Source organism: Proteiniphilum sp. UBA5463 (assembly GCF_002427225.1).
GTDB lineage: Bacteria > Bacteroidota > Bacteroidia > Bacteroidales > Dysgonomonadaceae > Proteiniphilum > Proteiniphilum propionicum.
On record NZ_DIQL01000029.1, the window covers coordinates 1 to 1,832 of the forward strand.

Genomic DNA, 1,832 nt, shown 5'->3' on the forward strand with positions numbered 1-1,832 from the left:
TATCCCAACTCAGTCATCAAAATTACCAGGCAACTGGATGGTATGCGTGGAAAAGCGGTTTTCGAACTTGCTCACCGAAACCCTTCGGCACGGGTGTTCTGGCATTTGGATAACGAATACCTCGGTGAAACAGCGGATGTTCATCAGATGAAGCTTTCACCAAATGCCGGTGAACACGTGCTGACGGTGGTGAATGAAATGGAAAATTCGTTGACAATCAGGTTTAAGGTGGAATAGTTTCTGATCCGCTCAGCAGTTTTAATCCGTTTAGCGGAATAATGAAAAATGCGCAAGGCGGTTTCGAACCGCCTTTCACGTTTAAAACTGTTCATCGTGCGGGCCAACTCCCGGCGGATTAAACAATCCCCAATCGATAAAAAGCAGCCGGAATTCTTCAATCTGCTGCCGCACCATTTTGTAATATTCGGCGTGTTCAAAACCAAAAGCTACCAAGCTGTGGTAGCGCACCATTAAATCACGGGCGCATTTGCGGATAATTGAATTTTATTTATAAAACAGTTATTGCTATAACTGATTTTACGTTTAAAGTCATTATAGCAGTAACGAGAAGTAAAGTTAATACATCAATCCGAAAAGCCACAAAGGAATTTTATTGCCTATACCCATTTCAATATCATCGGCTACAACAAAACTGTTTTTCAAATCTTTAATCTGTTCAAAAGATTTTCCTTTTCCGCCCACTTCAAATGTGTATTTCTTATCTATAAGAAAATCGCCGCTTTTAGGCAAATTTACATCGTGTCTTACTTTTAACTGGTTGAAGAAGAATGTTTCGCGTACGTTTCCAATATTTGCTGAAGCATCATCTACATTTAGGGCATAAATCAAATTCGAGTTGTTCAGATACACTTTCTCGGGTTTCGTGAGCAAGCTCATGCCCTTGTTTGGCACCAGCAGTTGATTCGTGAGCGCTGCCTTGTTCAGATAATGCAGGTATTTGAGTGTGGATGCGCGATTGAGCTGCATCTCCGCACTCAGTTTCTCGATGTTGGGCGTGTACGGAACAAGGTTTGCCAGCACCATCAGCAGTTTTTTCACGTTGTAAATGCCGTTGTAATCGATTTGTTCGATAGAGGGCAAATCCTTTTCGAGAGTGGTGTTGATGATATTGGTAATTTTGGTGAAATAGTTGCGAATTCCTTCCTTGTAAATCGGATAATAACCGTTTTTTAGATACTGCTTGAATAGCGGTATAACCTTGATTTTGTTGCGGATATCGTCAGCAATGTCGATGTGATTGCTCAGAATTTCATTTAACGGGAGCACTGGCAAATCGATAATTTTTTCCAGCGATAAGTATTCGCGAAACGACAATCCGTGTAGTTCGTACTTCACCGCACGACGGCTCAAATCGGCATCGGATTTGTAAATTTTCAAAATGGACGACCCCGTGAAAACGGTTTTCAAGTCGGGATAATTGTCGTACACATTTTTCAATTCCAATGACCAGTTGGGGTATTTATGCACTTCGTCGATAAAAAGATGCGTGCCACCGTACACCGAAAATCGTTCGGCAAAATCGAGCAAACTGTTTTTCGAAAGCCACAGATTATCCAAACTTACGTAAACGGCTTTGTTTCTATCGGGGAAATTATCGCGAATGTGCTGTAAAATAAGCGTGGTTTTCCCCGTTCCGCAAGCGCCTGTAATACCTGTCATTCTCTCGTTCCAATCAATATCGGAGTGAAGATAGCGCTTAAAATCAGACTTTTCTGCTGATATTAACTTGCGATATGTGTTGAGTAGGCTGTCCATTTTTGTTTGAAAATAGCTGCTTCTGCGAAGGCATAAATAGTTATCGGAACAACCAA

2 protein-coding genes and 1 pseudogene are annotated in these 1,832 nt (G+C 41.5%); 1 reads left to right on the plus strand and 2 read right to left on the minus strand.

The features are described 5' to 3' along the window. A pseudogene (locus B3B27_RS05090) lies at window positions 1-237 on the plus strand (penicillin-binding protein 1C); the annotation flags it as partial. Window positions 238-318: 81 nt separating this feature from the next. On the opposite strand, the gene B3B27_RS05095 reads toward B3B27_RS05090, so the two are convergent. Continuing rightward, entirely contained in the window at window positions 319-471 is a 153-nt protein-coding gene (locus tag B3B27_RS05095; RefSeq protein ID WP_238866306.1) for a hypothetical protein, read from the minus strand. Window positions 472-576: 105 nt separating this feature from the next. After that, window positions 577-1,832 (minus strand): ATP-binding protein (locus B3B27_RS05100; RefSeq protein ID WP_349681146.1); only part of this gene is annotated, 1,256 nt, incomplete at its 5' end.